Source organism: Pseudomonas frederiksbergensis (assembly GCF_001874645.1).
GTDB lineage: Bacteria > Pseudomonadota > Gammaproteobacteria > Pseudomonadales > Pseudomonadaceae > Aquipseudomonas > Aquipseudomonas frederiksbergensis_B.
Map to the genome: position 1 here is coordinate 5,192,720 of NZ_CP017886.1, position 26,108 is coordinate 5,218,827.

General features: G+C 55.3%; 24 protein-coding genes, 1 tRNA gene and 2 pseudogenes. 16 read left to right on the forward strand and 11 right to left on the reverse strand.

What is annotated here, in order from left to right:
- Window positions 1-57: 57 nt before the first annotated feature.
- From BLL42_RS24960 to BLL42_RS24970, 3 genes are all read right to left on the reverse strand, one after another.
- Window positions 58-339: a peptidylprolyl isomerase gene (locus BLL42_RS24960; RefSeq protein WP_071555124.1), complete on the reverse strand. Its 282-nt coding sequence runs from the start codon at window positions 337-339 to the stop codon at window positions 58-60.
- A gap of 140 nt (window positions 340-479) precedes the next feature.
- A complete protein-coding gene (locus BLL42_RS24965; protein ID WP_071555126.1) occupies window positions 480-1,361 on the reverse strand; it encodes a lipase family alpha/beta hydrolase in 882 nt (293 codons plus the stop codon).
- 261 nt (window positions 1,362-1,622) lie between these two features.
- A complete protein-coding gene (locus BLL42_RS24970) occupies window positions 1,623-2,702 on the reverse strand; it encodes a 3-deoxy-7-phosphoheptulonate synthase (protein WP_071555128.1) in 1,080 nt (359 codons plus the stop codon).
- A 617-nt stretch (window positions 2,703-3,319) separates the two neighbouring features.
- Between BLL42_RS24970 and BLL42_RS24975 the strand changes: the two genes are divergently transcribed.
- The 6 genes from BLL42_RS24975 to BLL42_RS25000 all read left to right on the forward strand — a co-directional run bounded on the left by BLL42_RS24975 (window position 3,320) and on the right by BLL42_RS25000 (window position 7,859).
- Entirely contained in the window at window positions 3,320-4,078 is a 759-nt protein-coding gene (locus BLL42_RS24975) for a carbon-nitrogen hydrolase family protein (RefSeq protein ID WP_071555130.1), read from the forward strand.
- 9 nt (window positions 4,079-4,087) lie between these two features.
- The gene (locus BLL42_RS24980) at window positions 4,088-4,522 is read left to right on the forward strand and encodes a GNAT family N-acetyltransferase (RefSeq protein WP_071555132.1); all 435 of its coding nucleotides are present in this window, start codon (window positions 4,088-4,090) and stop codon (window positions 4,520-4,522) included.
- 136 nt (window positions 4,523-4,658) lie between these two features.
- Complete coding sequence (gene gacA / locus BLL42_RS24985) at window positions 4,659-5,300, forward strand: response regulator transcription factor GacA (protein ID WP_071555134.1); 642 nt, start codon at window positions 4,659-4,661, stop codon at window positions 5,298-5,300.
- Window positions 5,301-5,302: 2 nt separating this feature from the next.
- Window positions 5,303-7,126 (forward strand): excinuclease ABC subunit UvrC, encoded by a 1,824-nt coding sequence (gene uvrC, locus BLL42_RS24990; protein ID WP_071555136.1) that lies wholly within the window; start codon window positions 5,303-5,305, stop codon window positions 7,124-7,126.
- A gap of 33 nt (window positions 7,127-7,159) precedes the next feature.
- A complete protein-coding gene (gene pgsA, locus BLL42_RS24995; RefSeq protein ID WP_071555138.1) occupies window positions 7,160-7,720 on the forward strand; it encodes a CDP-diacylglycerol--glycerol-3-phosphate 3-phosphatidyltransferase in 561 nt (186 codons plus the stop codon).
- Between the two features lie 63 nt (window positions 7,721-7,783).
- Window positions 7,784-7,859 (forward strand) — tRNA-Gly (locus BLL42_RS25000).
- A gap of 263 nt (window positions 7,860-8,122) precedes the next feature.
- Here the strand turns inward: BLL42_RS25000 and BLL42_RS25005 are convergent.
- The 3 genes from BLL42_RS25005 to BLL42_RS25015 are packed head-to-tail and all read right to left on the reverse strand — an operon-like array spanning window position 8,123 to window position 11,204.
- Window positions 8,123-9,505 carry an LLM class flavin-dependent oxidoreductase gene (locus BLL42_RS25005; RefSeq protein ID WP_071555140.1) on the reverse strand — a complete coding sequence of 461 codons (1,383 nt, stop codon included), beginning with the start codon at window positions 9,503-9,505 and terminating at the stop codon, window positions 8,123-8,125.
- 35 nt (window positions 9,506-9,540) lie between these two features.
- Window positions 9,541-10,386, reverse strand: coding sequence for an amino acid ABC transporter permease (locus tag BLL42_RS25010; protein ID WP_071555141.1), 846 nt, complete (start codon window positions 10,384-10,386; stop codon window positions 9,541-9,543).
- Window positions 10,383-11,204, reverse strand: a complete 822-nt coding sequence (locus BLL42_RS25015) for an ABC transporter substrate-binding protein (protein ID WP_071555143.1) — start codon at window positions 11,202-11,204, stop codon at window positions 10,383-10,385. The genes BLL42_RS25010 and BLL42_RS25015 overlap by 4 nt, the downstream gene beginning before the upstream one ends.
- A gap of 249 nt (window positions 11,205-11,453) precedes the next feature.
- Here BLL42_RS25015 and BLL42_RS25020 point away from each other — a divergent pair.
- Together BLL42_RS25020 and BLL42_RS25030 are read left to right on the forward strand one after the other, a co-directional pair.
- Window positions 11,454-11,846, forward strand: a pseudogene (locus BLL42_RS25020) (ABC transporter permease subunit); the annotation flags it as partial.
- 271 nt (window positions 11,847-12,117) lie between these two features.
- Window positions 12,118-12,312: pseudogene (locus BLL42_RS25030) on the forward strand (PLP-dependent transferase); the annotation flags it as partial.
- 65 nt (window positions 12,313-12,377) lie between these two features.
- Here the strand turns inward: BLL42_RS25030 and BLL42_RS25035 are convergent.
- From BLL42_RS25035 to BLL42_RS25045, 3 genes are read right to left on the reverse strand one after another with little or no spacing between them, the layout of a single operon-like run.
- Window positions 12,378-13,460 carry a sulfotransferase family protein gene (locus tag BLL42_RS25035; RefSeq protein WP_081427331.1) on the reverse strand — a complete coding sequence of 361 codons (1,083 nt, stop codon included), beginning with the start codon at window positions 13,458-13,460 and terminating at the stop codon, window positions 12,378-12,380.
- A gap of 52 nt (window positions 13,461-13,512) precedes the next feature.
- A complete protein-coding gene (locus tag BLL42_RS31170; protein WP_408004013.1) occupies window positions 13,513-13,947 on the reverse strand; it encodes a sulfite exporter TauE/SafE family protein in 435 nt (144 codons plus the stop codon).
- A 6-nt stretch (window positions 13,948-13,953) separates the two neighbouring features.
- Window positions 13,954-15,648: a bifunctional sulfate adenylyltransferase/adenylylsulfate kinase gene (locus tag BLL42_RS25045; protein ID WP_071555149.1), complete on the reverse strand. Its 1,695-nt coding sequence runs from the start codon at window positions 15,646-15,648 to the stop codon at window positions 13,954-13,956.
- A gap of 904 nt (window positions 15,649-16,552) precedes the next feature.
- Between BLL42_RS25045 and BLL42_RS25050 the strand changes: the two genes are divergently transcribed.
- Both BLL42_RS25050 and BLL42_RS25055 read left to right on the forward strand, forming a co-directional pair.
- Entirely contained in the window at window positions 16,553-16,876 is a 324-nt protein-coding gene (locus BLL42_RS25050) for a hypothetical protein (protein WP_129586979.1), read from the forward strand.
- A gap of 288 nt (window positions 16,877-17,164) precedes the next feature.
- Complete coding sequence (locus tag BLL42_RS25055; protein WP_071555153.1) at window positions 17,165-18,049, forward strand: alpha/beta fold hydrolase; 885 nt, start codon at window positions 17,165-17,167, stop codon at window positions 18,047-18,049.
- Window position 18,050: 1 nt separating this feature from the next.
- Here the strand turns inward: BLL42_RS25055 and BLL42_RS25060 are convergent, their stop codons facing one another.
- Window positions 18,051-18,821, reverse strand: coding sequence for a DeoR/GlpR family DNA-binding transcription regulator (locus BLL42_RS25060; protein WP_071555154.1), 771 nt, complete (start codon window positions 18,819-18,821; stop codon window positions 18,051-18,053).
- Between the two features lie 265 nt (window positions 18,822-19,086).
- On the opposite strand from BLL42_RS25060, the gene BLL42_RS25065 reads away from it, so the two are divergent.
- Together BLL42_RS25065 and BLL42_RS25070 are read left to right on the forward strand one after the other, a co-directional pair.
- Window positions 19,087-20,367, forward strand: coding sequence for a haloacid dehalogenase-like hydrolase (locus BLL42_RS25065; RefSeq protein ID WP_071555156.1), 1,281 nt, complete (start codon window positions 19,087-19,089; stop codon window positions 20,365-20,367).
- Between the two features lie 157 nt (window positions 20,368-20,524).
- Complete coding sequence (locus BLL42_RS25070) at window positions 20,525-20,956, forward strand: hypothetical protein (protein WP_071555158.1); 432 nt, start codon at window positions 20,525-20,527, stop codon at window positions 20,954-20,956.
- Between the two features lie 610 nt (window positions 20,957-21,566).
- Here BLL42_RS25070 and BLL42_RS25080 read toward each other — a convergent pair.
- A complete protein-coding gene (locus tag BLL42_RS25080) occupies window positions 21,567-22,949 on the reverse strand; it encodes a sensor domain-containing diguanylate cyclase (RefSeq protein WP_236721932.1) in 1,383 nt (460 codons plus the stop codon).
- A 432-nt stretch (window positions 22,950-23,381) separates the two neighbouring features.
- Here BLL42_RS25080 and BLL42_RS29330 point away from each other — a divergent pair, with 432 nt between their 5' ends.
- The 4 genes from BLL42_RS29330 (at window position 23,382) to BLL42_RS25100 (ending at window position 26,028) form a co-directional block, all read left to right on the forward strand.
- Window positions 23,382-23,915 (forward strand): aminotransferase class III-fold pyridoxal phosphate-dependent enzyme, encoded by a 534-nt coding sequence (locus BLL42_RS29330; protein WP_236721933.1) that lies wholly within the window; start codon window positions 23,382-23,384, stop codon window positions 23,913-23,915.
- A 70-nt stretch (window positions 23,916-23,985) separates the two neighbouring features.
- Window positions 23,986-24,963, forward strand: coding sequence for an IS5 family transposase (locus BLL42_RS25090; RefSeq protein WP_071550144.1), 978 nt, complete (start codon window positions 23,986-23,988; stop codon window positions 24,961-24,963).
- A 160-nt stretch (window positions 24,964-25,123) separates the two neighbouring features.
- Window positions 25,124-25,687, forward strand: coding sequence for a carboxymuconolactone decarboxylase family protein (locus BLL42_RS25095; RefSeq protein ID WP_071555164.1), 564 nt, complete (start codon window positions 25,124-25,126; stop codon window positions 25,685-25,687).
- Between the two features lie 146 nt (window positions 25,688-25,833).
- Window positions 25,834-26,028 carry a hypothetical protein gene (locus BLL42_RS25100; RefSeq protein ID WP_071555166.1) on the forward strand — a complete coding sequence of 65 codons (195 nt, stop codon included), beginning with the start codon at window positions 25,834-25,836 and terminating at the stop codon, window positions 26,026-26,028.
- Window positions 26,029-26,108 lie beyond the last annotated feature (80 nt).

Consider the following 26,108-nt stretch of genomic DNA (forward strand, 5'->3'; position numbering starts at 1 on the left):
TACAAACGCAACGGCCCACCAGAAGGCGGGCCGTTGTTTGAGCAAATCGCGGATTGATCAGTCCTGGCGGCTGGTCACTTCCAGCAGGTGGTAACCGAACTGGGTCTTGACCGGACCTTGCACCACGTTGATCGGGGCGCTGAATACCACGGTGTCGAATTCCTTGACCATCTGGCCTGGACCGAACGAACCGAGGTTGCCGCCGTCACGGCTCGACGGGCAAGTGGAGTTGGCTTTGGCGATTTCAGCGAAATCAGCGCCACCTTCGATTTGGGCTTTCAGTTCGTTGCACTTGGCTTCGGTGGCAACCAGGATGTGGCGGGCAGTGGCTTTGGCCATGAGAAAATACTCCGTTCTACGTTCAATAAAGTGCTGAGCCTACCGGATTCAGTAGTCTATTTCTCGTCAAAGTTCCGTGAATCCATTGTCTGCTTTCGCAGCGTCTTGCCGTCGCGGTCGTCACCCAACATCAACAGCCCTTAGAGACCGATGCCTTTCAAGCGTTCGGCATGCAGCAGATACAACTCGACGGGGTCGATGTCTTTGCGTACCAGGCCTGCCGTTTGATTGATCGCGTCCAGGTGGTCCATCGGGTAGTCAGAGCGCAGGACCGTGCCCAGGTGCGAGCTGAAGCGGCCGACCATCCCGTCGTTGTGCTCAGTCTCTTTAGTGAAGAATCTGGAAAACCCGCGACAAAACGCGTGCAGTGGATCGAGCGCATGCAGCCCTTCATCCAATGGGTTGCCCTGCAACGTGCCACTCCAGGAGTAATAACGAACGCCGTTGACCTGTGCTTCGCCGTTGCCACCCCAGGTCTTCGGCAGGCCTTGAGGGTATTTGGCATTGAACGCAGCGACGCCTTCAGTCGTTAAAGCGTTGAGCGCAGCGATGGCATGCTGCGGGATTTTCGGAGTGCCGCTGATAAACGACAGGAATTCGACGAACAGGGTCGAGGCCGCCACCGCGACGTGTTCTGGCAGGTGCCCAGGGGTCAATGCCTTGCGCAAGCAGTCGGCGAGCTCGGAGCCATGGTTCGGTCCGCTGACCGAGGTCACCGAAGCGACGTTTTGGGGCGCTATCGCTGCGGCATAACGAGCGGTCAGTGCACCTTGGCTATGGCCGATCAGATTGACTTTACTCGCACCGGTGCCTGCCAGCACCCGGTCGATTTGCGCCAGCAGTTGCTCGCCACGGACCTCGTTGCAGTGAGTGGCCGAGAGGTTGGGTATGAATACTTGAGCCCCAGTGTTCCTCAGTGCCTGTTTGACGCCATGGAAGAGTTCCAGTTTGCCGATACTTTCGAATCCGAAAAGGCCGTGGACCAGCAGGATAGGGTGTTGCGTGATTGCATTCCGTTGCATGTGCGTACCTGTATTCCGTCAGTTCGAGTGGGGTTCAGGTCCTCACTCTAATGCAGGGCGGCAGGCGAGCGGTGTGCGAAAAAACCGCTAGAAACTGTTGAAAATGGAATAAAAGTAGCGGGAAAGATCAGATATTGGCGAGGCATTGCTTGGAACATTTAGAGAACTTTTGGTCCGTGATTGGGTGTGCAGCCGTTCCAGAGGTGCCGCTGGAACGGCAGTGCCAGGCAATTGATCGTTGAGTGCGTGTATTCCGGTTGTTCAGATACCCGCTTCAGGCACGCGCAGTTTCAGGCTGGCGTTGCGCAACAACTGCTCGGTCGCCTCCCAGCCCAGGCAGCCGTCAGTCACCGACACCCCATAGCGAAGTGACTGGCTCAACGGTTGGCAACCCTCAAACAAATGGCTTTCAAGCATCATGCCGATCAGTGAGCGATTGCCGTTCAGGCGTTGCTCAAGCACTTCATTGAACACGGCTGGCTGGCGCAACGGATCTTTGCCGCTGTTGGCGTGACTGCAATCGACCATGATCCGCGACGCAATCTTCAGTTTCTGCAGGTCATTCTGTAGGTGAGCGACGCTCTGGACGTCATAATTTGGCCCGCGATGGCCGCCGCGCAGTACCAGGTGTGTATCCGGGTTGCCCTGAGTCTGAATGATTGCCGGGTGCCCCTGGCTGTCGACACCGAAGTGCCGATGCGGATGAGCTGCCGAGCGCATGGCATCAGTGGCTACGCCGACACCGCCATCGGTGCCGTTCTTGAAGCCAACCGGCATGCTCAGGCCGCTGGCCATTTCACGGTGAATCTGTGATTCAGTGGTGCGCGCGCCGATCGCGACCCAGCTCAGCAGGTCATCGAAGTAGCTGGCGGCCATGGGTTGCAGCAGTTCAGTGGCGATCGGCAAGCCGAGGCGGAGCATTTCACGCATCAATTCACGGGAGAGGGTCAAGCCACCGACCATGTCGTCGCTGCCATCCAGGTGCGGGTCGTAGGCCAGGCCTTTCCAGCCCACCGTGGTGCGAGGTTTTTCGATGTAGGCGCGCATCACCACGAGCATTTCATCGCTGACGTCGGCCGCAAGGCGGGCGAGCTTGCCAGCGTATTCGAGGGCGGATTGCGGATCGTGAATCGAGCAAGGGCCGACGACGATCAGCAGGCGGGAGTCTTCACCGTTGAGAATCGCACGGACCGCTTCACGGTGGGCCGCGACCTGCTGGGTCAGCGTATGGGTGAGCGGCAATTGCTGCTTGAGTTGCAACGAGCTGGGCAGACGCAGGGTCAGCGCTTCATTGGCTGGGCTCAAGGTGGACAGCGGCAGAGCAGAGATGGACGAGTTCATATTCGGGCTTCCTGGGCTGGCGGCGGGTTCAGTCCCGCGCGCTCGGCCCTACTGGGGTGTTCGACAATTGGCCGGGTTGGCTTCGAGTGTGTGCATGCCACCTGTGGGTGACCGATCGGAGGCGGCAGGCTGTCCCGAGCGGAGGCTGGTAAATCGCCAGGCGGAAAAACTGTCGTAGGTGGCGTAGTTCATTTCGTGATTCCTTGAAGTCAGTGATGTCGCTGAAAAATGTGTGGGGCTGAAAAAACAAAACCCCCGGTCGGGAGGCCGACCGGGGGTTGAGAATTCTCTGGTAGGCGACCCTTGAGTAGTGGGCGCCGTGTGGGTATCAGGCGCGCCAGTGGCTAAACCAATACCCAAAATAAAAGTTTACCGGTGCGCAGACGCCATTCACCCGTGCAGCCGCAACCGAGCGCGGGGCGCTGGCGATACGAGGCTGTGAAGGGCTATGCAACATGGTCTGTCTCCGATGAATGGACCGAGCTTACTAGAGGCGGGTGCGCAGATTCAATCAGAAAATGCTATCGGTGCGGTGGCCAACTTCTATGAGTTAAGCACAGTGCAGCTTTGTGACACACTCCGAGATTGCTCGCGGGCACTCATCAAGGAAAACGCAGATGACGACACTGACCATCGCCGCCGCTCAATCGATCTCGATTGCCGGGGACCTTCACGCCAATATTGCTCGGCACCAACACTTCATTCAGGTCGCCGCTGAGCAAGGCGTGCAACTGTTGGTGTTCCCCGAGTTGTCACTCACAGGGTACGAGCGCGGGTTGGCGGCGCAATTGGCGATCGCACCGGATGCAGCGGTCTTGCAGCCACTGCGGGATCTGGCTCGGGAGTTGAGTGTCACCACCGTAGTCGGAATGCCGATTCGTCTGTCGGCCGATTCGCCGGTACTGATTGGCGCGCTGGTACTGGCTGCCGATGGTTCGCTGGGAGTTTATACCAAGCAGCATCTGCACTCAGGTGAGGAGGTGGCATTTGCGCCGGGTTCGGGCGGCTCTTTGCTGACCTTGGGTAACGATACGATCGCGTTGGCGGTGTGCGCTGACTTTTCGCATGCCAGTCATGCCGCTGCGGCCGCTGACAAGGGCGCGAACTTCTATGCAGCCGGAGTGCTGATTACCGAAGGTGGTTATGCCCCGGACACCGCTTTGCTGCAGGGGTATGCCGGCGAGCACTCGATGGTGGTGCTGATGGCCAATCATGGCGGTGCGACGGGCGGCTGGGAGTCGGCAGGGCGTAGCGCAATCTGGGCGTCGGACGGTTCGCTGATAACGGCGGCCCCGGGAACCGGGGATTTACTGGTGATCGCCCGCCGAAATGCCAGCGAGTGGAGCGGGGAGGTCGTGACCGTGGTCAGTACATGAGGAGGGCAAATGGATTTTGAGCTGCGGCTGGCCTCGGCGGAACATTTGCCGTTTGCGCGAGCATTGACGTGCCAAACCATGCTTGGCTATTACATTCGGCATGACCTACCGTGGATCGACGAGGCCTTCGATGTTGCCTGGGCGGGTCGGGAAAACTGGCTGATTTGCCAACATGCATCGGTGCTGGGTTTTACCAGTCTGAGCCGCGACTCGAAGGCCCTGTACATTCGCGAGTTGCATGTGGTCGAGGCCTCTCGCGGTCAGGGTGTTGGCACCTGGACCCTCGAGCAGGTGTTTTCGAAAGCCTGTGCAGAGCGCCGTCCGGCGTTGCGTTTGACGGTGTTCAAGGACAATCCCGCGCAAGCGCTTTATCAGCGTATGGGCTTGCAGATTGTCGGGCAGGACGACTGTTTCCTGAGGATGGAGCGTAAATGTCCCCGCTGAAACGTCTGTAAGGCGTGTAGCTCAAGCCATTCAAGACGAATTGAAACTTTTTATATAACGCTTGCTGCTAGGTCTGTCGGATGCTTTTTGCTAAGGTGTTCGGCAACCAATAAGACCATTATCGCGAGGTGTCTGCTTGATTAGGGTGCTAGTAGTCGATGACCATGATCTCGTTCGTACAGGTATTACACGAATGTTGGCTGACATCGATGGTCTGCAAGTAGTCGGCCAGGCTGAGTCGGGGGAGGAATCCCTGCTTAAAGCGCGTGAGTTGAAACCGGATGTGGTGCTGATGGACGTCAAGATGCCCGGGATCGGCGGTCTTGAAGCCACGCGCAAGTTGTTGCGCAGCCACCCGGACATCAAAGTCGTCGCTGTGACCGTGTGCGAGGAAGATCCGTTTCCTACCCGGCTGCTGCAGGCAGGTGCTGCGGGCTATCTGACCAAGGGCGCAGGGCTTAATGAAATGGTGCAGGCGATTCGCCTGGTATTTGCCGGGCAGCGTTATATCAGCCCGCAAATTGCCCAGCAGTTGGCGATCAAATCGTTCCAGCCGAGCAATGATTCGCCCTTCGACGCACTGTCAGAGCGGGAGATCCAGATCGCCCTGATGATTGTCGGCTGCCAGAAGGTCCAGATCATTTCCGACAAGCTATGCCTGTCACCCAAAACCGTGAACACCTACCGTTACCGCATTTTCGAGAAGCTTTCGATCAGCAGCGATGTTGAGTTGACGCTGTTGGCGGTTCGTCACGGCATGGTCGATGCCAGCCTCTGACAATGACCGACCCGTTTGATCCCAGCGCCTTTCTGTCGACCTGTAGTGGGCGCCCCGGTGTGTATCGCATGTTCGACAGCGATGCGCGCCTGCTGTACGTGGGCAAAGCCAAGAACCTGAAGAAACGTCTGGCGAGTTATTTCCGCAAGACCGGCCTGGCCCCCAAAACGGCTGCATTGGTTGGCCGAATCGCCCAAATTGAAACCACCATCACCGCCAACGAAACCGAAGCGCTGCTGCTTGAGCAGACGCTGATCAAGGAATGGCGGCCGCCTTACAACATCCTCCTGCGAGACGATAAGTCCTATCCGTACGTGTTTCTTTCGGAGGGTGATTTTCCACGCCTGAGCATCCATCGCGGTGCGAAAAAGCTGAAGGGCAAGTACTTTGGTCCTTACCCGAGTGCCGGTGCGATTCGCGAAAGCCTGAGCCTGCTGCAAAAGACCTTTTTTGTTCGTCAGTGCGAAGACAGCTACTACAAGAACCGCACGCGGCCCTGCTTGCAGTACCAGATCAAGCGTTGCAAGGCACCCTGCGTCGGCCTGGTCGAGCCGCAGGTGTACGCCGAGGATGTGCGTCACTCGGTGATGTTCCTCGAAGGTCGTAGCAATGCGCTGACAGACGAGCTGTCTGCAGGTATGGAGCAGGCGGCGAGCACCCTCGATTTTGAGCGGGCGGCCGAGCTGCGGGATCAGATTTCCCTGCTGCGCCGGGTGCAGGATCAACAGAGCATGGAAGGCGGGACGGGGGATGTCGATGTCATTGCGGCATTTATCAATCCGGGCGGCGCCTGCGTTCATCTGATCAGCGTGCGCGGCGGACGGGTGCTGGGCAGCAAGAACTTTTTCCCGCAGGTGGGTATTGAAGAGGATGTTGCAGAGGTTATGGCGGCGTTTCTTGGCCAGTACTTCATCAGCAGTCCTGAGCGCGACTTGCCGAGCGAATTGATCGTCAATGTGGTCCACGAAGACTTTCCGACCCTGATCGCGGCCATTGAAGAGCTGCGTGGTCGTGAGTTGACCATCAGCCATCGGGTTCGCGGCACGCGAGCACGTTGGCAGCAACTGGCCGTGACCAATGCCGAGCAGGCGCTTGGGGCGCGTCTTGCCAATCGTCAGCACGTTGCCGCACGGTTTGAAGCCTTGGCCCAAGTGCTTGACCTGGACGAGCCGCCACAACGGTTGGAATGCTATGACATCAGTCACTCGAGCGGCGAAGCGACAGTGGCGTCTTGCGTGGTGTTTGGCCCGGAAGGGCCGCTGAAGTCCGACTACCGCCGCTACAACATCGAAGGCGTCACGCCAGGCGATGACTACGCAGCGATGCATCAGGCGCTGACTCGACGCTTCAGCAAGCTGAAGGACGGCGAGGGCAAGTTGCCGGACATCTTGCTGGTGGACGGTGGCAAGGGGCAGTTGTCCATGGCGCGTGATGTGCTCAACGAGTTGGCCGTGCCTGACCTGATTCTTCTGGGCGTGGCCAAAGGTGCGACGCGCAAGGCCGGGTTTGAAACGCTTTATCTCAATGACGCCGCCCATGAGTTCACCTTGCGCGGGGATTCTCCGGCGCTGCACTTGATCCAGCAGATCCGCGATGAAGCCCACCGTTTTGCAATTACCGGTCACCGCGCGCGACGTGGCAAAACTCGCCGCACTTCAACGCTTGAAGGCGTTGCCGGGGTAGGGCCGACACGGCGGCGTGATCTGTTGAAACATTTTGGTGGATTGCAGGAGCTGTCTCGTGCAAGCATCGAAGAGATCGCCAAAGCACCGGGGATCAGTAAAAAGCTCGCTGAGTTGATTTATGCAAACCTGCACAGCGAGTAGAATGCCCAACTCACCTCGTAGCCAGTTGTGCCGATGAATATCCCTAATCTGATCACCGTTCTACGCGTTCTGCTTATCCCGATCTTCATTTTGCTGTTTTACCTGCCGTACCAATGGAGCTACCTGGCGTCCGCCTCGGTCTTCGCATTCGCTGCGGCGACGGACTGGCTGGATGGCTATTTGGCCCGTCGCCTGGAACAAAGCACACCGTTCGGGGCGTTTCTCGATCCGGTAGCCGACAAACTGATGGTCGCGGTGGCGCTGGTGCTGCTGGTGCAAGAGCACGGTAACGTGTGGCTGACATTACCGGCAGCGGTCATCATCGGTCGTGAAATCGTCGTTTCTGCTCTCAGGGAGTGGATGGCCGAACTGGGCGCGCGTGCGCATGTTGCCGTCTCAAACCTGGGCAAATGGAAAACCGCTGCGCAGATGCTGGCGCTGGTGATCCTGCTGGCCAATCCGTCGGACTTCAGCTTTTGGGTCCTGGTGGGTTACACCTTGCTGATGGTCTCCGCAGGCCTGACGTTGTGGTCCATGGTGCAGTATCTGTGTGCTGCCTGGCCGCATCTGAAAACCGATGTAGAAAAAAAATAAAACTTTTTTGAATCAAGGGGTTGACGAGACTTCCAAATTCTATAAAATGCGCCACACCAAGACGCGGGAATAGCTCAGTTGGTAGAGCACGACCTTGCCAAGGTCGGGGTCGCGAGTTCGAGTCTCGTTTCCCGCTCCAAATACAGAAAAACGCCACTCAATGAGTGGCGTTTTTTTTGCGCGTCATTTTGTTGTCAGCATTGAAAAAGAGGCTTTGGCCTCTTTTTTCTTCTGGCTATTTCTACCGAAAATCACCTCCTGCCACACTTTTTTTGTACCTCAAAATGTACATCGAAATCCGGGTCTAAGATGTGCCGGTGTTCATTTGCGCCCGTCAGCAGGATCAGTCCAGAGTCTGGACCTCGGCGACTGCTTGATAACTCATAAGCAGTCGCCTTCGGGCTATAGGTTGTTGCCGAAACGGAATGAGGCTCCGTAAGCCGAATCGGGTAAATGACTGCTGCCATCTTCCCTTAGTCTGGATCTGAAGGTTCCACTTTGCGGTTCGGTTCTGTAGAGGCCGCGCTTCTGTAATTCGGGAATGATCAACTCCACGAAATCTTCAAGTGTGCCGGGACTGATCAATGGATTGATCATGTAACCGCTGGTGCCGGAAATACGCGCGTGCTCTTCGATACGGTCGGCTACCTGTTGCGGGGTGCCCACCAGGATCAGGTCGCTGCCGCGGGTGACCTTGGCAAAACGTTGCTTCACATCCCCGGCGGTCAACGGTTTGCCACTGCCATCGGGGTGCATGACATAAGACGTCAGCCCTTCGGTATGGGTCGACAGTGCATCGCTGTCGGCGTAGCGGCTGATGTCGATACCGGTGTCGCCCGCATAACTGACCAGTTGCGCCTGAAGATGGTAGTTGCTTTGCAACACGTCATATTTGCGCTGAGCTTCAATCTCGGTTTTGGCAGTGACAATCCGCAGCACGGTCAGGGACTTCACATCCTCACGCTGGCGGCCTCGTGCCTGGGCCTTGGTCCAGATGTCCTCCAGGCCCTGGCGGATTTCCAGAGGGTTGGATTTGGCGATGAAAATCAGCTCGGCGTGCTTCGCGGCGAACTCGCGACCTCGACCCGACCAGCCGGCCTGGATCAGCAGCGGTGTGCGCTGCGGCGACGGTGAGGTCAGGTGCGGTCCAGCCACCCGATAGTGCTCGCCAGCGTGATTGATCGGCCGTACCCGATCACCTCGGGCATACAATTGACGAGCCTTGTCAGCGACCACGGCGTCGTTGGCCCAACTGCCTTCCCAGAGTTTGTACACCACATCGAGAAACTCTTCGGCGCGTTCATAGCGGTCATCGTGTTTGATCATCTGTTCAAGGCCAAAATTACGCGCGGCGCTGGACAGATAAGAGGTCACGATGTTCCAGCCCACCCGGCCATTGGTCAGGTGATCCAGGGTGCTGAAACGCCGGGCATGGGTGAAGGGGTGTTCATAGCTGGTGGTGACCGTGACGCCGAACGCGAGGTTGTCCGTTACCGCGGCCAGGGCGGGAATGATCATCAGCGGATCGTTGGCTGGAGCTTCCACGGCCCATTTCATCGCGGCATCGGCATTGCCGCCAAAGACGTCATAGAAACCCAGCACGTCGCCGAAGAACAGCATGTCGAGGTTAGCCTGGTCAGCAATGCGCGCCAGGTTCGACCAGTAGCCCAGGGAGTTGATTGCCAGACGCTCGTCAGCCGGGTGCGTCCAGAGGCTCGGCGCACCGCCGCAGCCCACACTGGCTTGTTCGTAGAGTGCAAACAACAGAGGTTTTGGATCGGACATCGTAGCTCCCAAAAAAGGTAGTTGAAGGGACGGACTCACCGCTGGTTCTTGAACCCTTTGCCGAAATGTCGCTCAAGGCGCACCTGTATCAACTCCAGGCCGATGGAGAGCAGCCAATAGATGACGGCCGCGGTGGTGAGCATTTCGATATAGCGATAAGAAGACCGGCCATACGACTGCGCCAGGAACATCACCTCCCAGACGCCCATGACCGAAATCAGTGACGAGTCCTTGAGCATTGAAATGAACTGACTGGTTGTCGGTGGAATGATCGTGCGCATGGCTTGCGGTAGGACGACGTAGAGAAACGTCGCTGTGGGTCTGAGGCCCAGGGCCGCCGCCGCTTCGCGCTGGCCGGGTGCTACGGCCATGATGCCCGCGCGAAAGATCTCGCTGAGGTAGGCCCCATAGTTCAGCGAGAGCGCAATGATGCCTGCGCTGATCGCTCCGGGGACCACACCCAGTTGCGGCAGCCCCAGATAGATCAGCAGTATCTGGATCAGCAGCGGTGTACCGCGAAAAAACGAGGCGTAGAAACTGGCAACGCCGAAAGCCACTGCGCTGGATGACAGGCGCGCCAGCGCCGTCACGAAGCCAAGAAGCAGCGATAGCCAGATCGAACAAAAGCACAAAAACAGCGTGAGTGCGGCGCCCTGCAGAAAGCCGTTCGGTCCCAGATGCAGGCCGACAAGGTTCGGCCACTTGTCCAGAATGATCGAGAACTTCAGATCGAAGCTCATGAAAAACATCATGCACAGTCCAAGCATGATCGCCCAGGTCAGATAAAGTCGGGTCCGAAAGCTGAATAGATGGCGCCAGCGACGTGGCTTGATGTCGGGTGCTGACGTCGCGCGTATCGGGTTTGGCTCAAAGGCGGTCATTGGCTGATATCGGCACCGATCCACTTCTGCGAAATCTTGCTGAGCGTACCGTCGGCCTTAAGCTGGGTAACAACCTGAGTGACTTTGGCATTCCATTCGGCATCGCCTTTTTCGATGGCCACTACGTTGGGTTCCGCATAAAGAGTGTCGCCGGCGATTTTGAAACGAGGGTCCTGGACAATACGTTCGCGGGCGGTGATGAGGTTGGTGACCATGGCATCAAGGCGCACGCCAGTACCCAGGGCGAGGTCCTGGAAGGCCACGGTTTCATTGTCGTAGGGCGCCACCTGAACCTGATCGAACGGGTAGTTCAAAGGCTTGTCCTCGGCCCCCTCGATCACCAGATCCTTGTTCAAATAAGCTTCGTAGGTGGAGGCGCTGATCACGCCGACTTTCTTGCCCGACAGATCCTTGCCCGAGACGATGTCATTATCCTCGGCGTTCACCACGATGACTGCCGGCGACTGGTAATACTCCACCGGGAAGTCAAACACTTCGGCGCGCGCTTTGCTTGGGGTCATCGAGCAGACACAGATGTCATAACGTCCGCTCCAACGGCCTGCAGCGATGACATCCCACGACGGTGTTTCCAGATGCAGCTTGACCCCAAGGCGCTGTGCCACGGCTTTGGCAACATCGACGTCAAAACCGTCCAGTTGGTTTTGCTCGTTAAGGAAGGAGAACGGCGGATAGTTTTCCATCAAGACGCCGGTCAACTCACCTTTTTTTGTCACTCGATCAAGAGTGGAACCGGCGAGTGCTACGGAGCAGGTAGCAAGCAGAGCGAGACCAAGCGGAAGAAGGGCAGTTGTTTTCAAAGGCGAGTACTCAGGCGGTTATTTAAAAAGAACTCATAGATTGAAACGCACTATAAAATCTATGTGTACTTCTTTAATGGAATAACAGGCGTGTATCGGGCTATATCGAGTGGGTGACCTCGAGTGCTCAACGTTCTGTCAAGAACCGAACCTAAGCTAATGCAAATAAGATATTTATTGCCGGTTTTTAAGATCGTTTAGCTTCAACAGAACGCGAGAGGAAGATTGGGTCTACAACTTTTTCGCTGATTTCCGTTCTTTGCCCGTATCGTCGAGAACGCCCTGGACGAAGTCGACAAGGGTCGGATCGAAGCCATCCTCGCCATGGGCGGTGATGTTCGCCATGTGATCTTCAAGGTGCTGCTGCCTGAAGCGCTGCCCGCGTTGCTGGCGGGCATTACCTTAACCTTGGTAATGCTGATCGGATTTTCTTCAATGGCCGGTGTCATTGGTGGTGGTGGGCTAGGTGATCTGGCGATCCGCTACGGCTACCAGCGTTTCAACAACCAGGTGATGGTCGCCACCGTGGTGGTGCTGGTGATCCTGGTCCAGGGTGTACAGAGCCTCGGTGACCGGTTGGTGCGCTCCCTGACCAGCCTGGCGATAACGGCTAGAGCACGATGCATTAGCCGTAACACCTGAGTCAGAGCCTTTTTTCAAAAAAACACGGCGTTATTTAGACCGATTATTTCTTTCGGTTATTTAAATAGACTGCAGTTGCATATCAATAACCGAAAAAACCACGTTGTGGTTTTTATAGTGTCTGCGATAAAAACCGAATATTCGTTGCAGCAGAAATGTATGTTTTGTCCACCGCACTGCCGCTGCCCCAACATCAACTCCGGCTGTTTGATCGTCATCTTGTCTCGCCTGGCCCATTCCTTAGAATCCGCCCCATCAGCTTTGCCCAACTATCCAATCCTTCAGGTTGTTTGGTCTCGGCGCCTCCTGGGGCGGCTACGAAAGCCTGATCACCGTCGCCGACATCAAGGCGCGCATCAGCGCTGCGGATCGCCCATGGAATCCGGTGCTGCGATTGCACATCGGGCTTGAGGATGTCGAGGCGTTGATAGAGGATTTGAAGCACGCATTCGCTGCCGCAACGTAAGCCAGAGGTGTCTCGAAAGCTAAAATAGAGATGCCAGCCAGGTGATGACAGAACCCTTATGACCGCTACTGCAGGGATGGAGCGGATGCGATTATCCTTCGTTCGAGCCGGCCGCGCACGGACGCCAGGTAGTCTGCACGGTACTGGCGCAAAATGTAGTCTTGGAAATTCCTCTGCTCTAACTCTCGCCACGCAAGTCCCTTGGCATCATTTGAGCGTTCAGTGGCGGTCACCAGCGTGTGAGTATCAAATGCGAAATTAGCATTCGTCATCAGCTCATATCCATATCGCAACATGAACTCCTTTGCCAAGGTCTCGATAATTTCGATTTCATGAATGTTCAGTTGCACTTTAAATTTGTCGATGTTCGCAGCAATAGGTGGAAAGCAGTTTGATGACCAAAGCGCTGATATCTGTGAGAGCTGTCTTGCCTCCTGCGATTCGGAAATTTCCAGCATGTTGTCCAAAAATTGAATGCCGAAGAAATTGCATATCCGTTTAAGCGTAGTCTCTTGATCAAGCAGAAAGTCCTCATAACGTATTGTCAGCACGCGCTCCGGGTATCGCTCGATTAAGGACTGGGCTGCATGATGCGCAGCAACCCATGTCTGCGTGTTAATCAACGTGTCGAAGTCATGAATGATTGCGCGGTTCATCGATGCAACTTGAGCGCGTGGATCTCGCACGACATTCAGAAGTAGCATGTGTGGAAGCATCTGCATCAGTTCATGAGCGTAGTGCACATTGTCGAGAGACTTGTCCATTACCACGTGCGCTTGATGCTGTTCAGCAGAACGTAGCAGCAGCTCCCAAACAATTCGATGCACACTTCGTGGCTCCTCGTAGCGGACCCTCTCGAAGATATCGATCGGGTCGAAGGAAGCGCCTGGCCATTTGACGATACTTGCTGCCTGCAGACCGACTACATCGACCACCATGCGAAAGTAAGCATTGTCATCTGCGAGATCACCGTACAGGGGAACAACCGGCATGAAATCAGCGATGTGCACTGGATAAGGTGAATGGAACTGTGGATTAAGATTGAGGCGTAGCCGCAACGCGTGACTACCGCACCGACGCAATGGAATCATCAATATGGGCCTTGGACGTGCGTTGCCGTCGGACACATGTTTATTAACGATCTTCATATCCTTCTCCTTTGAAGTGCAACGGGTTCAACATGCTTCGAAGCGATTGAATTTAAACAGCACTCTTGTGGCAAGCGGGAATGAGTCGGGCGCAAGTAGCGATCCATGGCAGGACCATGATCCTGCTATACTCACTCTCCTTTGAGTGTGTTATCCAGCAATAAAGAGGGGGCAGCGCAGAAGTCGGAAAGCTCTCCAATACCAGCAGTTTAACCACCTTCCAATTCACTGAATAATGTTGTCGATGGACGAGCGTGCCAGCCACCTTTGTACCCGATGCAAAAAATAGATCTGTCCCGACTGCGCCTCCCGGCGCGTATCCGAAAAGAAGAACCCGTAACGGCGCCCTCAATGAACCACCACCGACCCCCGTTAAACCAACGAAAAAGCCGACCACTAAACCCGACATGATGAATTGGAGGGTGGATGCCATTTCCGCTCCTTGTTTAACACTAATCAAAGAAATTTGGCTTCCGTGCCTTGGCATACGGGATCATTGGAAGTCGACTTTCTCCTCAGGGTTCATGAGTGGTGGGGGGAGATACCCCAGCTTGATCAGGGTGGAAAAAATCAACTCCACCGCCTGGCTCACACTTAAACATGCGGTATCAATCTGCAAGTCGGGGCAAAGAGGCGGTTCATAGGGAGCATCAATACCGGTCATTCCCTTTAATTCCCCGGCCCGCGCTTTGGCATACAAACCCTTGCGGTCACGCTGCTCGCAGACCTCCAAATCCGTAGCCAGGTAGATCTCAAAAAAGGCCGTCTTATGATCTATGGCCAACTCTCGGCATGCCTGGCGTGTGCTTGCATAGGGTGAAATGCACGCACACAGCGCGACACCACCGGCCCGAGCGATCTCTACCGCCACGAAGCCAATACGTTCGACATTGGTCTCACGGTCTGCTTTTGAAAAGCCCAGGCCCTTGGAGAGTTTTTGTCTGAGAACATCGCCATCCAGCAAGCTGACGACCCGTCCTCCTCCCTCCCGCAGTCGCACGGCAACGCCATTGGCGACCGTCGATTTGCCAGCGCCAGACAGCCCTGTAAAGAAGAGGACAAATCCTTGCTGTTGTTTCGGACGATAAGACTGACGTAATTCCGCCACGATATCGGGTGCACTGAACCAATTTGGAATCTCGGCGCCGCTGGCCAGTTTTTCCCTGAAGGCAGTTCCCGACAAGCTCAGCACGTCTGCGCCAGGCGGCACCTGCGAGGCAGGGACATAACGCTGCTCTTGTGCGAGATACAACATTTCCTCGAAGGCAAGAATATGCAGGCCGATTTCTTGCGCATACTCCAGTGCCATCTCTTGGGCGGCATAGGGGGCGTAAAACGCCTTGCCGTGCTTATCATTGCCAGGTCCGGCGTGATCACGGCCCACGATAAAGTGCGTCGCCCCAAAATTCTTGCGAATCAGGGCATGCCAAATGGCTTCGCGGGGGCCGCCCATGCGCATGGCCAGCGGCAGCAATGACAGCAAAACAACGTCAGGGGCGTAAGACTTGAGTGCATGCTTGTAACACCTGACACGGGTGTAATAATCAATGTCGCCAGGCTTGGTCAGTCCCACTACTGGCTGTAGCAACAAGGCAGCATTGGCCTGTTTCATGGCTCGCTGCGTTAACTCCACATGGGCACGGTGCATTGGATTACGTGTCTGAAAGGCGACGACTGCCCCCCAGCCGCGACGTGCTATTTCGTCCCTGACTTGAATGGGCGACAAACGCAAGTCAGTAAAATCATAGTGTGTAATGGGTTCAACTTTTTTAAGGGGGCCGCCGACATTGAAACGATGCTGGCGATACAACGCCGCTACGCCCGGGTGGTCTCTGTCGAGGGTGCCCAGTACCTCTAGCGCTTCGATGTCATGGTCTGGTTGGTAGATTGAATCAACGGTCAGTACGGCAAGCGTAACCCCTTCCGGGTCACGCAGAGCCAGCTCCCCGCCCAGCGTCAGCTCGTGGGCCAGTGCTTGCGGAATATCCAATGTGATGGGAATTGGCCAAAGGGCGCCAGAAGTTAATCTCATATGGCGAACAACGCAGACATAGTCGTCTTCGCCCAAAAAGCCTGCCAACGGGGAGAAGGCACCGTTAAGGATCAACTCCAGATCGCAGAGCTGCCTTGCAGAGAGTACCCAGAAAGGAAGGGACGACACCCGTAATTTCTCTTTATGGTTTATCACGGTGTCTCCTTTTTATAATCTAATGGGTAGGCTTCTGCGCGTCGTTATAACGGTGGTGCACGAACATTAAGATCATCATAAAAACACAGTGTGGGTATAGCGTAGAGCATGAGCGGTAATCACGGGTCAATTTCTTGTCTGCCGTTTACAGCGATGTGGCAGTCTTTTCTCTCAAGGTAGTCGGTCTGTCGCAATGTGCAATATTTCTCCATAAATGCTCTTGCAATTCAATCGATTTGGTCATGAGGTGGATGTCGTTCAGTATTGATTTTTTAACCTGCCTCGGCTGACTGCAATAACCCGGAAGCGTGTGAGTGTAGTCGGCACAGACAAAATTGCTTAAGTGTGGTTTTTTGTTCCATTGTTCTCCCGTTCCTTCCAGAAAACAGGGCGTTAGCTGGTAAAAGGTGAGGTGCTCGGGTGGGTCGTAATGGCGGAAACTAAATTAAAGTCTACCGTTAATGAATTGATAGTTGTCTTGAATTTCCGTATCGATTATTTCGAGAGCGGCACGCCAGGGCGGAGGCCAATGAACAAGCCCCCGTTTTTCGAGACCGCACAGCTGACCCTGTATGTCCATCCGTATTAGTTGAAAAAAAATTCTACCCCGGCGAAATATGAGCTACGCTTGTCTCGATCCTCTGTCTTAGGGGTGAGACTCAATGCTGACAAAAAAAGCCTCATTTTTTGCCACCGGGTGGGCCGATACCAAACTCAAGGTCGGTCATGTAGTCCTCTTCGTTGCAGTAGTGTGCTTCTCACTCATCGCGATAAGCATCGGGGGGGCTTCAACTCCCTGGAATACCATCTGCGCGACAAAGAAACCGAGACGTCAACTCTCTCCAAGACCTTGTCGTCTAATATCGAGGCCACTATCATCCCGGCGGATACGGTGCTGTAAGGCGTGAAAGAACGCCTGGAGTCTGAAGGTAATGGCGCGAAAGTCTTAAAAAGACTAGATGGATTACTTAGAGCCCAACAAAAGCGCCTGCCTCAAATACAGGGCTTTCTATGTATGATGAACAAGGGCGCCGACTACTTAACTCAAACGATAAAATTCCAGTCGGCGCAAACAACTCAGGTCGCTATTTTTTCTACCATCGGGACCATACCGACCTCGGTCCTTATCTTGGCCCTTCGATCCGTAGTCGCTCAACAAATGAATGGATCATGCCAGTATCGCGCCGAAGTCAACCAGAAAAGCGCCACATTGGAAGTAGAGGGTTGACTCAACTCATCGCCGACTCAAGGCGGTAAACATCTTCCCATAGGTGCAGGGGTTATGCGATGGCAGCGACTCCGGGCGAGGCCTCTGCATCAGGTTTGGGAATCCGCGATTGCGAGTCGGATCATCGCTTGCGGATCGACGAAATAACTCGTTTGCGTTCTTGCAGACGGGAAAATCCCTGCTTAACTCTGAGCCTCTGGTCAGTCAGTGACTGATCAGTCATGAATGCCGTCTGGGCAGTCGCTCATGCTGTGCGCTTAGTCCAATTTGTTCAGGGAAGAAAATGACATGATGCCGAAAACTGCCATCGTCGAGATTTGCAAGAAGTACAAGGTTTATACCGAGCACTATCTCAACGCCGCCGCTGACAAGACGATCATTCTGGTCAACGGCTCGCTGGCAACTACCGCATCCTTTGCCCAAACGGTGCGTTACCTGCAGCCGCGATTCAATGTGGTGCTGTACGACCAGCCTTACGCCGGTCGATCGAGACTACACAACCTCCATGGCCGACCGATTCGAAAGGAAGACGAGGCGCAGATACTGCTGGAATTGATCGAACACTTTTCCGTGCACCATGTGCTGTCCTTTTCCTGGGGCGGTGCGGCTACCTTGCTGGCGCTGGCCCAGCGGCCGCGACGAATCGAGAAGGCGGTGATCAACTCATTTGCAGCGCGGATCAATACCCCGATGCGCGATTACCTGGAGAGCGGCCTGAACTTTCTCCAGGCCTGTGATCGGCTCAATGTCGGGCGCTTGATCAACAGCACCATCGGCAAACACCTGCCATCGTTGTTCAAGCGTTTTAATCACCGCCATGTCAGCAGCCTGGCCGAACACGAATACAGGCAGATGCATTTCCACGTCAATGAGGTCCTGACCCAGGACATCCACTGCTACGCTGCCTGTGCCGATGCGATCGAAGTCCCGTTGTTGTTTGTCAACGGCGAATGGGATGAGTACACCTCGGTGGAAGACGCCCGGCTTTTTGCAGCTCATGCCCGTCAGTCCCGGTTCCATACGATCAAGAACGCCGGGCATTTCCTCGATATGGAACACCCGGCGGCCTGGCATGACACACAGCAGGCCTTACTCGGCTTTCTGCAGCCGGCTTGCGGGACACCGGGCCAAGTCCGTAATCTCTCTTTCAGTAGAGAATCAGCACCGATTTGAGCTACGCCAGGACAATGTGTTTCAGCTTGGCGTTCAGTGCAGCAAACGCCGCTTCGGTGTTGGCCTTGTGGTTGGTGATGAGCACGTCGATGCGTTCTGGCGGGCAGAAGGCTACACGGCTCTCCACGCCGATCTTGCTGTAGTCGGCGAGGATAACCACGCGCTCGGCATGCTCGGCCATGGCGCGGGCCACTTCGGCTTCACGGTGGTCGTAGTTGCTGGCACCGCGCTGGGCGTCGATGCCGACGGGCGACAACAGCGCGAGGTCGGCCCGATAGCGGCCAATTTCCGCCACTGTGATGCCGCCGACCGTAGCGGGAGCACGGTCGTCGAGCGAACCACCCAGTACAATCACCTCGTTGTGCTGGCCGCCCGGCGCGGCGGGATTACGCAAATGCAGCGCCACGTTGAACGAGTTGGTGATCACGGTCAGCCCGCCCAGCTTGGCCAGCTCTTCGGCGAGGATGACGGTGGTGGTGCCCGCGTCGATAAACACGGTCTGTCCGTGCGACAGCAGGCCCACCGCTGCACGCGCGAGGTCACGCTTGAATTTGACGTTGCTGTGCGCCCGCTCGGCGATGGGGGCTTCGTCTTCGACGCGAATGGCACCGCCGTGTATCCGCTTCAACTCCCCGAGGTCTTCCAGAGCGACCAGATCACGCCGCACGGTCTCGCGTGAAACATTCAGCTCCGTGACGATGCGGTCGGTGGTGACGCGCTGCAAGGTCGATAGCAGTGCGCGAATTCGCTGGTAACGCTCTTCTTGCCACATGCCGGGTGTCCCTGCTGTTTGAGTCGCTGTCCGAACACGCATTGTGGAGGGGCGTCGGTCACTGTCAAGTTCGACCCGGCCCCCATCAGCATTGTTCAGGCGCAGCCTGCGAATCATCAAAATGTAATATTGTGGCAATATTGTATTTTTGTGTGTTTGAAGATAGCCTCGTCGCGGGACGGTTTTTCCCCCTCGTCCTTATTTCGAAACACGCTTTCGCCATCGCCTCGGTTGTAACCTATCGTCTAGAAGTAGGAGCTATACCATGCAGCGTCGCCAGTTTCTGAACACCCTCGCTACCGTTTCCGTCGTAACCCCGCTGTTGTTGTCCTCCCGTATAACGCAAGCCGCCACGCCCCCGGCCACACCGAGCGCGCTGGATCCGGCGCGCTGGTCGCCGCTGAACACCCAGCGCCTGCAGGCGGTGATCGACCAGCACGGCGTCAAAAGCGCGTCCTACCGTCCAGAGCAACGCCCGTACGCGGTGTTCGACTGGGACAACACCTGCATCATGAACGACTGTGAAGAAGCGCTGCTGGTCTACCAGATCAATCATCTGCAGTACAAGCTGACGCCCGATGAGTTCGCCGCCGTGCTGCGCCAAGATGTGCCGAACGGCGCGTTCATGAAGGACTACACCACGGTGGACGGCAAGCCGGTCAACATGGAAGACATCGCCAGCGACGTGGAAGCTGACTACCGCTGGTTGCACGCCAATTACAAGGGACTGGCTGGCGACAAAAGCCTGGAAGAGATCCAGGCCAGCGAGCAGTACAAGGACTTTCTCGCCAAGCTCTACTTCATGTACGACGCGATCTGCGACAGTTACCCGGTGGAGATTGGTTACAAGTGGATTCTGTACTTCTACAAAAACATGACCACGGCCGAGTTGCAGGCCATGGCCGAGGCCTCCAACAACTACGCCATCGGCGACGCGTTGCGCAAGGTCAAGTATGAGAGTTCACGCACGTTGCCGGGCAAGGCAGGGGTGGTGGCGGACACGCACTTTCATGGCATCCGTATCCATGAGGAAATCCGTGGCCTGATGCACACGCTGCGCGCCAACGGCATTGACGTGTATGTCAGCACTGCCTCGATCGACGATGTGGTGCGGGTGTTCGCCGGCCATTCCAATTACGGCTACGGCGTGCCGCCTGAGAACGTGATCGGCCTGCGCCTGGCGATGGAAGACGGCAAGTACACCAGTCGCTATCAGCCGGACTGGCACTTCAATTACGGGCCGGGCAAGACCGTCGGCATCAACAACGTACTGGTGAAACAGAAGGGCTATGGCCCGGTGTTGGTGGCTGGCGACAGCGACGGCGATGCCTGGATGCTGCGTGACTTCAAAGACACGGCGGTGGGCGTGATCGTCAACCGCATGAAGAAGGGCGAGATCGGTGCTGACAGCCAGCAGGCTGCCGCCCAGTTGGGCAAGCCGGACGCCCGTTTTATCCTGCAGGGGCGCGATGAGCACACGGGCCTGATGATTCCGGACGAAAAGTCGCTCAAATACGGTAAAGACGAACGTAAACTGCTGGCTTGATGGTACTGGCTCGCGGGTGGTCGACGGCCATCCGCGAGCCGCAGTGCAGCCGATTTCATAAGCGTAGGGTCATGTTTCCGTTCGTCGTTCGTTCTGAACTACAGGTAGCCGCTTTTGTCAGACAATCTGTAAAAAACGAACCCTCACGGAATCAATCATGCCTTTAAAAAACAAGAAGCTAGCTGCGGTTTTGTCGTGCGCGTTGATGCTTGCTGCCGCGCCGCTACTCCCTGCCGAATTGTCGATCATGGGCACGGCCTATGCTAAAGACGGTGGTGGTCACGGCGGCGGTGGTGCTCATGCGGGTGACGGTCACTCAGCGGGTGCCAAGAGCAATGGTCGCGCTGAAGGTCAGGAAACCGATCACGATGGCAGGGCTGTTCGAGACCATGGCGTGAGCGGTAACCACCTTGGACGTGATCGCAATCATCACCATCGTGGTCATGGGGCGGTCACTTCGGGTATTGCACACTCGAAAGCAACACGAGGGGTGACGAAAGCTACTGCTATCTCGGCGACTACGCCCGGAGATCACAATGCAAAAAGTTTGAGTAAGGCAGTGACTTCGACCGCCGACAAAATCCGCTAAGCGCAAAGCGTTCAAAAAGCCGGGAAAACCATGGGTTGCCCGGCTTTTTTATTGAAGCAGAACCAACGCCTGTGGTCGCCGATAATTCGGATGACCTGATGGAGAGGGATCGGCGCGCTGCTGCTGTTTCGCGGTGATTTGGTTTTCTGTGGGCATGAGTCGAGGTCATTGGCCGGGGATCGGCTACAGTTGAGAGGTCATCGATAGGGAGATCTCATATGAAGTGCTTAATTTGTCAGGCTGCCGCGAGGACTGTTCACGCGCTGGGAGACTGGTCAGAGGTCAAATGCCCAGCCGGTTGTGGACACTTCAGGGTCTCGGCGAATCTTGTTGCTAAAATGACGTTGAAGCACGAGTCCTTTGACCTCGAGCGCACAAGGCGATGGCTTGAGATGGCTCGGAATGATGAGCCAGTGCCCTTGATATCGACCTACGATTACAACGTTTCCTTATTGCATCGCGACGCCGAAGAGAGAACGGCCGGCCTGCCAAATCGCTCCAGGCAATCGGTAACGTCGGATTAGAGGGAGGATGTTGTTGCTTCAATCGGGTGAGGCAGCCAGCGCAATCAATGCACTTGGCTGCTTTTTACGGTTGTTTGCCATCCTTGCTAATTTGAAATGACGGTCCTGTTTCTTCCGCTGGACTTGGCGATGTACAGCGCTTTGTCGGCGATATCTACCAGGCCCTCTGCCGTATCGACTTCCAGTTCGGAAAGTGAACTAATGCCAATACTAATAGTGACCACCCCTAGCGGAGACTCACGGTGTTGTATTTTACTCTGCTCTAAATCGAGTCGGATCTTTTCGGCCAGCAGGAAAGCCCCAACATAATCTGTGTTTGAAAGTACAATGGCAAATTCTTCCCCGCCGTACCGGGCGGCAAGATCGCCGATTCGGTTGACATGCTTTCTGATTATTGCGCCCACGGCCTTCAGGCACTCATCACCCTGTACGTGGCCATATAGGTCGTTGTAGAGCTTGAAGAGATCAACGTCGATCATGATCAGTGCAGTACCGTCTAACTTCTTGCGTTTTTTCCTGGCAACCTCGGCCTCGATAAAAAAATCAAAATGACGTCGGTTGGCAAGCCTCGTAAGTCCATCTTCGAGGGCCATTAAGCCAAGGATTTTATTGGCTTCAATGTAGTCTTTTTGGGAGGCTTGCAGTTCTCTTTGCGCTTGAATTTGCTGGCTCATGAGCGTGATGAGTCGATAGCCAATAAAGCTGAGGATTATTAATAATATGGAGGATATGATCAGGCTGGCAAGGGATTCGCTCCGCCAGTCAGCCAGTACTTCATCTCTATCAAATGCGGCGACGACAATAAGAGGGTACCCATTAATGCGTCGAAAGCCTATGACCCGCTCTACGCCGTCTATATACGATTTTATGGTCGCCGTGCCTGACTTTACGTCAGGCTTTAGCAGGGCGAACACCTCTCCTTTTGATATGTTAATCCCGATGTCCTGGTCGCGAAATGGTTTGCGCACCACAATGTTACCGCTGGAGGTCACCAGATTGATGAGGCCGTTCGTTCCGATGTCTACACCCTCGTAAAGACTGAGGAAGTAGTTGAGATAAATGGTCGCTATCGTGACGCCGGCAAAACTCCCATCTGGATGATTGACGCGGCGCGATACAGTCATGATCCATTCATTTGTTGAACGACTGCGTATGGAAGGGCCCAGATAAGGTCCTGGGTCCGTATGATCGCGATGATAAATGAAATAGTCGCGGTCTGAGTTGTTTGCACTGGCGGGGATGACGCCGTTTGAATTCAGCAGCCAGCGTCCCTGTTCATCATAGACAAAGAAACCATGTATTTGAGGCAGGCGTTTTTGTTGTATTTTAAGTAGTTCTTCCAGTTTTTTTAGGTTTTCTGCGTCACTGCCTTCAGTTTCCAGCCGTTCCTTGACCCCTATAAGTACCGTGTCGGCCTGAGTAAGGGTTGCCTCGATATTGGACGATAAAGTCTTCGAGAGATTTGACATCTCGGTTTCCTTGTCGTGCAAATGGTACTCCAGGGAGTTGAAAACTCCCCACGTGCTTATCGCTATTAGTGAGACGCATACGACAGCAACAAAGAGGATGACATGTCCGACTTTGAGTTTGGCATCGGTCCACCCGGCGGAAAAAAAAGAAACCTTCCTTGTCAACATGAAATCCTGCCATCAGACGTGGGTATCAATGGTTAGCGTATTCTATTTTTTTTATATCGTTGAGATATTTTCAGCTTGGGTATTCGTTTTTGCCATATGCCCATCTTGCTTATTGCCAAATGCGCAGGTTGTCAAGTGACGACAGCGCTATTGACCCTGAATTACTCCCGCCCTCACGCTCCACGCAGAATCGGTCAGTGCAATGACTTTAATGCTATGCCCTGCTGCCACTTCAGCCGTGGCAATCACTCTCGGTCAATTATTATGTGCAAAAGCATTGGAAGGGATCATGAGCCACGTTTTTCACCGCAGCCTTACGCAGAGCTATCCAACGGCCATCAAGCCAATGGTTCCGGATTCTTCCAGCACGGCCACACGTACATAGGGCATGCCACGGCTTGCGCCGCGGCGCTTGCGGTACAGAAAGTCATTGAGAAACGCGGCTTGTTGGCTCGGGTCAACGAACTGGGGCAAGGCTTGCAGGAACGCTTGATTGAATTGTTGGGCACCCATCCGAACGTGGGAGATATTCGGGGCAGAGGTTTGTTTCAGGGTGTGGAACTGGTGGTCGACCGTGCAACCAAAAAGCCTTTTGACCCTGCACTCAAGCTTCACGCGAGAATCAAGAAAGCGGCCATGGCCGAAGGTCTGATGTGCTACCCCATGGGGGGGACCGTTGATGGACAGTACGGTGACCACATTCTTTTGGCGCCACCTTTTATCCTTGATGACAGCCATCTGGACGAGATAGCCATGAAGTTGGTCAATGCCATTCGCAGCACACTGAAAAGTCTTTAAGGAAACTCTGAAAAAGACTTTCAGATTTGGTGAAATAGCCGCCTGATCCGAACACGACGGTTGAGCCCCGATGAAACAGATGTCCTTCGCCGATGCCGAGTACGCCGGCAAACGTAAGCAGACCCGCCGCGAGCGTTTCCTGATCGAGATGGATCAGGTCGTGCCCTGGAAGGGTCTGATTGCCTTGATCGAGCCGAATTATCCGAAAGGCGAAGGTGGTCGTCCGGCGTATCCATTGATGGCGATGTTGCGGGTTCATCTGATGCAGAACTGGTTCGGCTACAGCGATCCGGCGATGGAAGAAGCGCTGTACGAGACCACTATCCTGCGCCAGTTTTCGGGGCTGCATCTGGATCGGATTCCCGATGAAACCACGATCCTCAACTTCCGACGTCTGTTGGAAAAACATGAGTTGGCCGGCGGGATTTTGCAGGTCATCAACGGTTATCTGGGCGACCGTGGCCTGATGTTGCGCCAAGGTACGGTGGTCGATGCGACGATCATTCATGCGCCGAGTTCGACCAAGAATAAAGAGGGTAAACGCGACCCCGAAATGCATCAGACGAAGAAGGGGAACATGTATTTCTTCGGGATGAAAGCGCATATCGGCGTCGATGCCGAGTCGGGTTTGGTGCATAGCCTGGTGGGCACGGCGGCCAATGTGGCGGACGTGACGCAGGTCGATCAGTTGCTGCATGGCGAGGAATCATACGTGTCTGGCGATGCCGGTTACACCGGTGTGGACAAGCGTCCTGAGCATCAGAATCGCAAGATGATCTGGTCGATTGCCGCACGGCCCAGCAGCTATAAAAAACACGCGAAAAAGAGTTTGATCGGGCGCCTGCGGCGCAAAATCGAATATGCGAAAGCACAAGTCCGGGCGAAGGTTGAGCATCCATTCCGAGTGATCAAGCGTCAGTTTGGCTATACGAAAGTGCGCTTTCGCGGCCTGATGAAAAACACCGCGCAACAGGCCACGCTATTTGCCCTGTCGAACCTGTGGATGATGCGAAAACGGCTGCTGGTCGCGGGAGAGATGCGCCTGTAATGCGGGAAAAGCGCCTTGAAAAGGCGTCGCTCAAGGGTGAAACGATGAGTTAAGAATAGGAAAGGTCTGATTTCTGACCAGCCAGCGTTTTTTGAACCTCTACCAACGAGGGCATCAAAAATCGCTGACTACTTCAGACCTTCCTTAAGGAGTTTGGGGTATGGCCATTCAATCACGCCTCGGCGCGCTTGCTGAAGATCAGATGGATGATGCTCAACGCGCCGTTCTCAAGGAGATTCTCAGTGGCCCCCGGGGCAACCTGGACGGTCCTTTCCTGGCCTGGATTCATAGCCCGGAACTGGCGAACCATGCGCAACGACTCGGTGCGTTTTGTCGGTACAGCACGCGTTTGGAGTTGCGCCTGACGGAGTTGGCCATCCTGTTTACTGCCGCCTGGTGGCAGTCTCAGGCTGAGTGGCAAATCCACGAACCTATTGCGCGTAAGGCTGGCGTTTCGGATACGGTTATCGAGGCGCTGCGGCAACAGGCTGCACCTGATTTCGAGCGTGAAGACGAGTCGCTGGTGTATCGCGTCGGCAAGGCACTCTATGTGAATCGTCGTGTTGATGATGCGCTGTACGCCGAAGCCATCGAGGCATTTGGTGAGCCGGCGGTGGTCGAGTTGATCGGTGTCCTTGGCTACTACGCACTGGTGGCGATGACGTTGAATGTCTTTGCTGTGCGGCGTGACGCCGATGCACCACTTCCATTTGTCGAGCCATGACGCTTGAGCTGGGGTTGGCCGGCTTTTGAGTCCCGCGCGGTTACTTCGCTATTCTCGGCAGTGATGCGCAGCCCGTATCGGTATGGAATCTTGGGGATTACTGGAGTAAAAAATACCTTACCTGCCTCAATCCAGAGGATGTGCAAATGGTCATTACTATCAAAGAGCGCGATGAGCATCACATGTCTCATGAATCAACTAGCGCGGGAGTCAGGATGTGGGATGTATTTCAAGGCGATGTTCTCGTAGGCGTCTATCACAGTGAAGCAGATGCGTTGAAGTACAAGGATTTGCTGGAGAGTGGTCGATTGGATAGCCCTAAAAAACCTCCGAAAAGATGAAGTCAACGGAATGACAAAGCCCAGTCGGATACTGGGCTTTGTTGTCTTTGGGATTCGTGAGTGCGGAACCGGCTGCACGA